The sequence below is a fragment of the Flavobacterium sp. UBA4854 genome, assembly GCF_002399805.1.
Taxonomy (GTDB): Bacteria; Bacteroidota; Bacteroidia; order Flavobacteriales; family Flavobacteriaceae; genus Flavobacterium; species Flavobacterium ginsengisoli.
Map to the genome: position 1 here is coordinate 98,890 of NZ_DHEI01000083.1, position 9,296 is coordinate 108,185.

General features: G+C 31.7%; 8 protein-coding genes and 2 tRNA genes. 2 read left to right on the top strand and 8 right to left on the bottom strand.

Annotated elements, in window-relative coordinates:
- From B3J44_RS11915 to B3J44_RS11930, 4 genes are all read right to left on the bottom strand, one after another.
- On the bottom strand, positions 1–1,544 hold a 1,544-nt coding region (locus tag B3J44_RS11915; protein ID WP_286968634.1), incomplete at its 3' end, for a TIM-barrel domain-containing protein.
- A 191-nt stretch (positions 1,545–1,735) separates the two neighbouring features.
- Positions 1,736–3,640: a 1,4-alpha-glucan branching protein GlgB gene (glgB, locus tag B3J44_RS11920; RefSeq protein ID WP_286968635.1), complete on the bottom strand. Its 1,905-nt coding sequence runs from the start codon at positions 3,638–3,640 to the stop codon at positions 1,736–1,738.
- A gap of 69 nt (positions 3,641–3,709) precedes the next feature.
- A complete protein-coding gene (locus B3J44_RS11925) occupies positions 3,710–4,990 on the bottom strand; it encodes a glucose-1-phosphate adenylyltransferase (protein ID WP_198855542.1) in 1,281 nt (426 codons plus the stop codon).
- On the bottom strand, positions 4,980–6,407 hold the full coding sequence (locus B3J44_RS11930) for a glycogen synthase (protein WP_286968636.1): 1,428 nt from the start codon (positions 6,405–6,407) through the stop codon (positions 4,980–4,982). Before B3J44_RS11930 ends, B3J44_RS11925 begins: the two co-directional genes overlap by 11 nt.
- Positions 6,408–6,522: 115 nt before the next feature.
- Between B3J44_RS11930 and B3J44_RS11935 the strand changes: the two genes are divergently transcribed.
- Both B3J44_RS11935 and B3J44_RS11940 read left to right on the top strand, forming a co-directional pair.
- On the top strand, positions 6,523–7,389 hold the full coding sequence (locus B3J44_RS11935; protein WP_286968637.1) for an alpha/beta hydrolase: 867 nt from the start codon (positions 6,523–6,525) through the stop codon (positions 7,387–7,389).
- A gap of 43 nt (positions 7,390–7,432) precedes the next feature.
- The gene (locus tag B3J44_RS11940) at positions 7,433–8,083 is read left to right on the top strand and encodes an endonuclease III domain-containing protein (RefSeq protein ID WP_286968638.1); all 651 of its coding nucleotides are present in this window, start codon (positions 7,433–7,435) and stop codon (positions 8,081–8,083) included.
- Here the strand turns inward: B3J44_RS11940 and B3J44_RS11945 are convergent, their stop codons facing one another.
- The 4 genes from B3J44_RS11945 to B3J44_RS11960 form a co-directional block, all read right to left on the bottom strand.
- Complete coding sequence (locus B3J44_RS11945) at positions 8,084–8,518, bottom strand: nuclear transport factor 2 family protein (RefSeq protein ID WP_286968639.1); 435 nt, start codon at positions 8,516–8,518, stop codon at positions 8,084–8,086.
- 13 nt (positions 8,519–8,531) lie between these two features.
- The gene (locus B3J44_RS11950; RefSeq protein ID WP_286968640.1) at positions 8,532–8,984 is read right to left on the bottom strand and encodes a DUF1569 domain-containing protein; all 453 of its coding nucleotides are present in this window, start codon (positions 8,982–8,984) and stop codon (positions 8,532–8,534) included.
- 118 nt (positions 8,985–9,102) lie between these two features.
- A tRNA-Leu gene (locus B3J44_RS11955) sits at positions 9,103–9,188 on the bottom strand.
- Positions 9,189–9,194: 6 nt separating this feature from the next.
- Positions 9,195–9,267: transfer RNA gene (locus B3J44_RS11960), tRNA-Phe, on the bottom strand.
- Between the last annotated feature and the right edge of the window lie 29 nt (positions 9,268–9,296).

Here is a 9,296-nt window from a genome sequence, read left to right on the forward strand (position 1 = left end):
CCTCCAATATCAGAGCCTGTAAATCCCATTCCAGAAATAGATAATCTTTGAACCTGAATATTTGCAATCCATAAATGTTCCCAAGTGGCAACATTATCACCTGTCCATGATGATGTATAACGCTGTGCACCAGCATAAGCCGATCTTGTAATGACAAACGGACGTTTTGGATATGCAAATCGCTTTACACCATGATAAGTGGCTCTCGCCATTTGAGTTCCATAAATATTATGAGCTTTTCTATGGCTACAAGGATTTCCATCGTAAACATGGCGAACATCCATCGGAAATGTTTTATTAGGAACCTCCATAACAGCTGGTTCATTCATATCATTCCAAACTCCTTTTACTCCAATTTCTGCAATTAATTCTTTAAATAAACCAGCCCACCATTCTCTAACTATGGGATTTGTATAATCGGGAAAATTACATTCTCCTGGCCAAACTTTTCCTTTCATATAAGGACCGTCGGCTCTTTTACAGAAATAATCTTTTTCTAAAGCTTCTTTATAAACCCAGTAATCTTTATCAATTTTAATTCCTGGATCAATAATTACAATAGTTTTAAAACCATCTTCTGCTAATTCAGAAACCATTCTTTTTGGATCAGGAAAATAGTTTTTATTCCAAGTAAAGCATCTAAATCCGTCCATATAATCGATATCCAAATAAATGGCATCACAAGGAATCTGAAGCTCTCTAAATTTTGATGTAATTTCTTTAACCTTATTTTCAGGATAATAACTCCATTTGCATTGATGGTATCCTAAAACCCAAAGTGGCGGTAATTCTGGTTTACCTGTTAAATCGGTATAAGTGGTAACAACGTCCTGCATTTGAGGACCATAAACAAAATAATAGTTCATTTCGCCACCTTCAGCCCAGAAACTAGTAACATTTCTTCTTTCTTGACAAAAATCAAAGAAAGTTCTGAAAGTATTATCGAAAAATATACCATAAGATTGTTTGTTATGAAGTCCTATATAAAAAGGAACCACTTTATATAACGGTTCTTGGTCTTTCTGGTAAGCATATTGATCTGTAGCAAAATTTTCTACTCTTTTGCCTTTAAGATTCATTTGAGTGGCTTTATCGCCTAAACCGTAATAACATTCGCCATCTTTAGCGAATTTGCTCATTTTTACAATATTCCCGCCATATTCGTAGCTTTCTTCCCAATGAAAACCAAGTTCATCTTCAAGAATTAGAAAATCATTTAAATCGTAAATCGCAAGACGAAGATCTGCTTTCTGAATTTTACATTTAACTTTACTAGTTCTAATTTGAAAGTAGGTTTCTTCTTCAGTAACTTCCAAAAAGTTGTAGCCATGAAGTTGTGTTTTATCAATGGCATATGAAAAATCGTTGCTGAAATAGCCTTTTGTAGTAAAACGGAATCGAATTAAACTATCACGAAGAATAGTAACTTTTAAAATTACCTTATTATCCGTATTAAAGAAAATAGAATCTCCTTCATGTTCATACGAGACAATTTTTGATGGATATAAATCGCCTTTGTATTCTAATGATGTGTTTGTAATCATATCTCCAATGAATTAATTTATAACATTTTCTTTCACTCAAACATACAAAAAAAGTCTGTAACACCCTATGAATAAAAGGTTTATTCACGAAAACGTTTTTTCTGAATGAGTTACAAATTACCAAACAAAAAATCAACAATTTGATAATTTTGAAACGTTATAATAACAAAATCTTACTTCAAGATTTTAAATTAAACTAAAATATATACGGTAACGCTCAAAGGTGGCAAAACTAGTTCGGCAGAAAAATCTCTTCCATCATAAGATATTGAATCTGTTTTTAGAATTTTAGAATTTTCTATACCACTTCCGCCATATATTTTGGCATCGCTATTAAAAATTTCTTGCAGTTTGCCTTTTCTAGGAATACCAATTCTATAATTTTCTCGAACAACTTGAGTAAAATTGCACACTATAATAATATTATCATCTGGATTATTTCCTTTTCGGATATAAGACAAAACAGCATTTTGATGATCGGAATAATTGATCCATTCAAAACCATCTCCTCTAAATTGCTTTTCATACAAAGCAGGTTGTGATTTATACAATTGATTTAAATCGGTAATCAATCTCTTTATCCCAGAGTGAAAGTCATATTGTAATAAATGCCAGTCCAAACTTTGTTCGAAATTCCACTCCCCTGTTTGACCGAATTCAGCACCCATAAAGAGCAATTTTGTTCCTGGATGTGTAAACATGTAACCGTACAACAATCTTAAATTTGCAAAACGTTGCCATTCGTCTCCAGGCATTTTATAAATCAGAGATTTTTTGCCATAAACCACTTCATCATGAGAAAATGGAAGCATGAAATTTTCAGTAAACGCATATGTCATAGAAAAAGTCAATTCATTTTGATGGTATTTTCTATAAACCGTTTCTTTCTCGAAATATTTTAAAGTATCATGCATCCAACCCATCATCCATTTCATTCCAAAACCTAAACCTCCAAAAGAAGTGGGTCTTGAAACCATAGGAAATGAAGTACTCTCTTCTGCAATAGTCTGAATACCATTAAAATTAGAATAAATTACTTCATTAAATTCTTTAAGAAAACTAATTGAGTCTAAATTTTCTCTTCCTCCAAAAATATTAGCTTCCCACTCACCATCTTTTCGAGAATAATCTAAATAAAGCATCGAAGCAACAGCATCAACACGAAGTCCGTCGATGTGATAATTCTGAAGCCAAAAAACAGCATTACTTATTAAGAAAGCTCGAACTTCATTTCTTCCATAATTAAAAACTAAACTTTTCCAATCTGGATGATATCCTTTTCTTCTATCTGGATGTTCATATAAATGCGAGCCGTCAAAAAATCCTAAACCATGCGCATCATCTGGAAAATGTGATGGAACCCAATCTAGAATTACACCAATTCCTTCCTGATGTAATTTATCTACCAAAACCATAAAATCTTGCGGTTTCCCAAAGCGAGAAGTTGGCGCAAAGTATCCTGTTAATTGATATCCCCATGAAGGATCGTAAGGATACTCCATAATTGGCATAAACTCAACATGTGTAAAACCAGTTTCTTTTACATATTTTACTAAATCATCTGCAAGTTCAAGATAAGTTAAAAATCGATTATGATCTCCTCGTTTCCAAGAACCTAAATGCACTTCATAAACCGAATAGGGTTTATCTAGAGCATTAAAATCCTGACGGTTTTGCATCCAATTATCATCTTTCCATTTATAATCCAAGTCCCAAACTACAGATGCCGTATGAGGCGGTTTTTCGCAATAACGTGCAAAGGGATCGGCTTTTTCGGTAACTACGCCATTTATATTAGATTGAATTTTGTATTTATAAAGTGCTCCTTTTGAAATATCTGGAATAAACCCTTCCCAAATTCCAGAAGAATCCCAGCGAACATTTAAATTATGTTCACCTTGCGTCCAATAATTAAAATCACCAATTACAGAAACAGCTTGAGCCGTTGGAGCCCAAACAGCAAAATAAACGCCTTTAACTCCGTTCACTTCAATTAAATGAGCTCCAAGTTTTTCATATAATCTGAAATGTTTGCCTGCTTTGAATAAGTCTATATCAAAATCGGCAAAAAGAGAGTGTGCGATTACTTTAGTCATATTTATTTTTTAAGACAATTGAAGGTGGTTCCGATAGCTATCGGAATTTTTATTGGAACTTAATTTAGATTATTCAATTCTAAAATTATCAGATAATGTTACTCCTTTTTTGACAACAACAATTCCGTCTTTTATGCTGTATAATTCATTAGTAAAATTGTCTAAATGCTTTCCTCCCGAAATATGCACATTGTTTCCAATACGAACATTTTTATCAACCAAAGCATTTTTGATATAACAATTCTCTCCGATACCAACATGAATTTTATTAATACTGCTTTCATGATTTAATTCTTCAAGATCCTGATAGAAATCATTACCCATTACGTAACAGTTCTCTAAAACAGTTCCTTCGCCAATTCTAGAACGAATACCAATAACAGAGCTTTTAATTTCTTTGGCATTAATAATACAGCCTTCAGAAATTAAAGATTGATTGATAATCGAATTTCTAAATTTAGAAGGAGGCAATAATCTTGGTCTAGTAAAGATTTTGTTTTCGTTATCAAATAAATTAAATTCTGGAATATCTGCAGTTAAACCAATATTTGCTTCAAAAAATGATTCTATATTCCCAATATCTGTCCAATATCCTTCATATTGATAACTTAAGATTTTATGCTTCCCAACAGCTTGCGGAATAATTTCTTTTCCAAAATCTTTCGTTTCTTGGTCAGCCATTAATTCTTCTAGCAATGGCTTATTGAAAATATAAATTCCCATCGAAGCGAGATACTTTTTACCCTTTTCTTGCATTTGCTCACTCACTTCAGATTCCCATTCTGGCAATAAAGAAGCATGAGGTTTTTCTATAAACGCATGAATATTATTTTCATGATCTGTTTTAAGAATACCAAATTCTGGAGCATCTTTGGCATTTACTGGTAAAGTTGCAATAGAAATTTCAGCATCAGCCGCAATATGCGCTTCAAGCATTTCATTAAAATCCATTTGATACAACTGATCTCCAGAAAGAATTAAAGCATGGTCAAAATCGTGCTTTAAAAAATGTGACATACATTGTCTTACTGCATCAGCAGTTCCCTGAAACCAAGTCGGATTATCAGGAGTTTGTTCTGCAGCTAAAATATCAACGAAAGATTGGCTAAAAATACTAAAATTAAAAGTGTTTTTAATATGAGCATTTAGAGATGCAGAATTAAATTGCGTCAATACAAATATTTTAAAAATATCAGAATTAATACAATTCGAAATCGGAATATCGACCAAACGGTACTTTCCTCCAATAGGAACTGCCGGCTTTGATCTTGTTTCTGTCAATGGAAATAAACGTGAACCCTGTCCACCTCCTAAAATAATGGCAACTACATTTTTCTTTTTAAATTTCATTTTGCTGAATTATTAAGTTGTATATTTCGATATATTCTTGGCAAACACTTTCCCAGGAATGATCTGCTGACATTCCTTTCGTTAAAACTTTATTGAAATTTATTTTATCCTCATACAACCTAACAGCACGATTTATTGAATAGCATATATCTGCTACCGAAGCCTGATCATGACAAATGCCATTTCCATCATCTCCAAAATCAACAACTGTGTCTCTTAACCCTCCAGTTCTTCTAACAATCGGAATAGTTCCGTAACGCATAGCATACATTTGATTTAACCCGCATGGTTCAACCCTAGAAGGCATTAAAATATAATCTGAACCTGCATAAATCAAATGCGCTAAATCTTCATTATAACCTATAAAAACATTGTAATTTCCTTTATAATCATTTCGCAGTTGAGTTAACTGTGATTCAATTTCCGCATTTCCTGAACCTAAAATCAAAATATTAATTTCTTCGAAATGTTCAGACAATGCCAAAGCAGAAGCATGCGGAAGTAAATCGCCTCCTTTTTCTTCAAACAATCGACCAATAAAACTAAATAATGGTTTTGACGGATCTAATTCAAATTCTTCGCACAGCTTTTCTTTATTTTTTCTTTTTCCCGTTTCAAAATCTTCAATCGAATAATTTTCGGCAATCATTTGATCTTTCATAGGATTCCAAACTTCGATGTCAATTCCGTTTAAAATTCCTTTCGATTTATTTCTTACAGAATTAAACAGTGATTCTAATCCATTTGCTGATATATTAATTTCATTCAAATAGCTTGGAGAAACAGTAGTTATGGCATTTGCACATTTGATACCAACGGCCAATGAATTTATCGAATTGCTCCATTCTAAAAAACCAACATGTTTTAGATTAAATTCTGGCAAATAATACAATTTATCAAAACCAAACCACCCCTGATATAAACCATTATGAATAGTTATAGTCGTTTTTACATTCTTTAAACTTTCATATTTATAAGCAAACTGCAGCATAAACGGAATAACGCCAGTATGATGATCGTGGCAATTAACAATATCTGGAATTGTACTCCTAGCGATTATCCAATCAAGTGTTGCTATCTGAAAAGACAAAAATCTTTCGATATCATCTTCATAACCATACACATTTGGTCTATTAAACAATTCATTAATTTCTATTAAATACAGTTCGAAACCCAATTTGTCTGTTGTCTCTTTTAAGACACTAAACGGAAAATTAAAATTTCCTAATTTAACATTTCCCCAATGAACACACTCAAAATCATTTTCTTTTCTAAATTTAGTATCATAACAAGGAATTACAACTCTAACATTATGACCGGCAGATTGTTGATATTTAGGCAACGCACCCACAACATCACCTAATCCGCCAACCTTTGCTACAGGATAACATTCTGCGCTAATATGAAATATTTCCATTTTAGAAATTAATTTGTGATTATCATAAGAAGCAATAATTTATATACTACTTTTATGCTTTTTAAATTTAGCAAAAAAACAAGCAAAATCCTTCCCTAAAATAAGTTTTATTGAAATGGCAAAAAAGGCAATCAATCCTACTAAATCATTAAAAATTCCTAAGATTATTATAATATCTGCGAAAATTTGCGCTTTTATTTCTACAAAATTAGTTACAAAATTTGCTGCAAAGATTTTCACAACACCAATAAAACATAAAGTTCCTAAACGAGAATTAGAAATGGATGCCAAAAGCATTCAAGAATTAATTTATGTCCCAGCAATTGATAAAAGTGTTGTTACATATATTTATGGGCAAAGTGAACGTAAAGTACTATTGGTTCATGGTTGGTCTGGAAGAGGGACACAACTTTTTAAAATTGCAGACGAACTTTTAGCAAAAGGGTATTCCACAGTTAGCTTTGATGCGCCAGCACACGGAAAATCAAAAGGTAAAACAACAATAATGTCGGAGTTTATTGCTTCCGTTTTAGAAATAGAAAAGCAATTTGGACCTTTTGAAATTGCAATTGGACATTCTTTAGGTGGAATGTCTGTTCTAAACGCCATTAAAGATGGCCTTCAAGTAAAAAAGGCAATAATTATAGGAAGTGGAGATATTGTTCAAGATATTTTAGATGAATTTACTTTTAAATTAGGTTTGCAAAAAGAAATCAGCAATCGCTTGAGAGATGCTTTTGAAGAAAAATATCAAGTAAAAATGGATGATTTTTCAGCTTATAGAGCAGCTCAGAAAATTAATATCCCTATTTTAGTTATCCATGATAATGATGACCCTGAGGTATCTGTAAAAGCTGGTAAACACATTCACGAAAACCTTAAAAATGGAACTTTGTTTTTAACCGATGGATTGGGACATAGAAAAATACTTGGAAATCAAAATGTTATCAAAAAAATTCTAGAATTCATCAAAATCAATTAACTTTATAGATAACTATTTCAATATTACTTTAAAAGAGATTAAAATGGATCTATTTGGAGAAACATCAGACTGGGAAACTAAATTAAAGCCCATTTTAAAAAAGTACAAAAACAAAAAACATCCATTAGATTATCAAAATCCATATCAATTACTAGTTATGGTTGTTTTATCTGCTCAAGATTCTGATGCCAATATTAACTCAATTGCACCAGCTTTGTTTGAAAAGTTCCCTACACTTAAAAGTTTATCAAAAACTGATTTAGAAACTTTTTTGCCTTTTATATCGAAAGTTCGAAATCACGGAACTAAAGCACAATGGCTTTTAGATATTGCAGCAACTATAAAAGAAGATAAAGATATTCCTCTAACAATGGCTGGATTAACCGCATTAAAAGGAATTGGTAGAAAATCTGCAAATGTGATATTAAGAGAAACCGGCAAACCTGCAGAAGGAATTATTGCAGATTTACATGTAATACGAGTTGCACCAAGAATAGGAATAATTAAAGAATCTAAAGATGGAAATAAAGTAGAAAAAGATTTAATGCAAGTCTTACCTAAAAATATTTGGTCAGAAATAGGAATGGCAATTTCCTTTTTAGGCCGTGAAATCTGCAGACCTAAACCAAAATGTCCAGAATGCCTTCTAAATGATATTTGCTTGTATTATAATACTGAGATCCTCAAGAATTAATTATTTTCTTCTTGTATCAATCAAATAAATAATTTTCCAAGAATCTTTCTCTTTAAATAAAGTAAAAGTATTCACGCCAGAATGACTAAACTTATCATTCAAATAAAATTCATAAGGAGCCCAAACATGAGCCATTGATCCATCAATTTGTATATTATAACTTAATATTTTTTCTTGAAATTTCAAGGTTGAAGGAATTGATGCTATGGATTTGTAAAATTCATTTGCAGTTTCATTAGATAATTTATTCCCTTTTGCAGTGCTTTCGCTAATAGACTGCAATATCATTTTTTCAGAACAAACTAATTTTATTTTTATAGAATCTCTTTGATGAAATCCTTCGAAAAACGATTCAATACATTGCTGAACTTCCTTTTTTTGAGCATTGGCAGATAATCCAAAGAAAACAAAAAAAACAATTGTATAAACTTTCATAGTCATAAAATTATTAAACACCAAACTGAGAAAAATGATGATCTAAATGTTTGGCGAACATATTATTCCATTCTTTAGAAGATAATTTTCCAAAAGAAAGAGATTCTTTTCCTTCAAAATTATCTTTTCCTAGTTCTAAAGTTTTAATGATATAAGCTATAAGTCTTTCTCTTTCAAGCTCAAAGTTACGATTACCACTTATAATAAATTGTGGAGCTGTTCGTATATTTTTTGGATAAGGAGTCTCATCTACTACTTTATCCTTAACAAATGATTTCAAAAGAAATCTCATAAACGCATTTGGCTTCTTATGAATATCATCATATACCATTTCATACGTAACATTACAATGAGCTAACATCTGATCTACAGACATTTTACCCCAAAGCGGTTGTGTATCTGATTTAAGATGATTGATTCTGTTTAGAAATTGGTCACAATCTTCTTTAAGAAAAACATTTTGCATAATTTTTAAGTATTGTAGAATATAAGGAATAGAGAAGTAAAAATATAAAATTAATCTCTGATATCAATTTTATGCAAAAAAAAAACTTCAATTAACAAAAGTCAATTGAAGTTTTCAGTACTCAGAGCGGGACTTGAACCCGCACGAACATTGCTGTTCACTGGATTTTAAGTCCAGCGTGTCTACCAATTTCACCATCCGAGCATTAAGTGGTACCTCCAGGGATCGAACCAGGGACACATGGATTTTCAGTCCATTGCTCTACCATCTGAGCTAAGGTACCATATTGCTTATATTTCTATAAGCAAAATT

Coding starts and splice junctions, on each gene's coding strand:
- glgB (WP_286968635.1), bottom strand. CDS start 3,640: ATGACTAAAGTAATCGCACACTCTCTTTTTGCCGATTTTGATATAGAC.
- B3J44_RS11925 (WP_198855542.1), bottom strand. CDS start 4,990: ATGAAATTTAAAAAGAAAAATGTAGTTGCCATTATTTTAGGAGGTGGA.
- B3J44_RS11930 (WP_286968636.1), bottom strand. CDS start 6,407: ATGGAAATATTTCATATTAGCGCAGAATGTTATCCTGTAGCAAAGGTT.
- B3J44_RS11935 (WP_286968637.1), top strand. CDS start 6,523: ATGGCAAAAAAGGCAATCAATCCTACTAAATCATTAAAAATTCCTAAG.
- B3J44_RS11940 (WP_286968638.1), top strand. CDS start 7,433: ATGGATCTATTTGGAGAAACATCAGACTGGGAAACTAAATTAAAGCCC.
- B3J44_RS11945 (WP_286968639.1), bottom strand. CDS start 8,518: ATGAAAGTTTATACAATTGTTTTTTTTGTTTTCTTTGGATTATCTGCC.
- B3J44_RS11950 (WP_286968640.1), bottom strand. CDS start 8,984: ATGCAAAATGTTTTTCTTAAAGAAGATTGTGACCAATTTCTAAACAGA.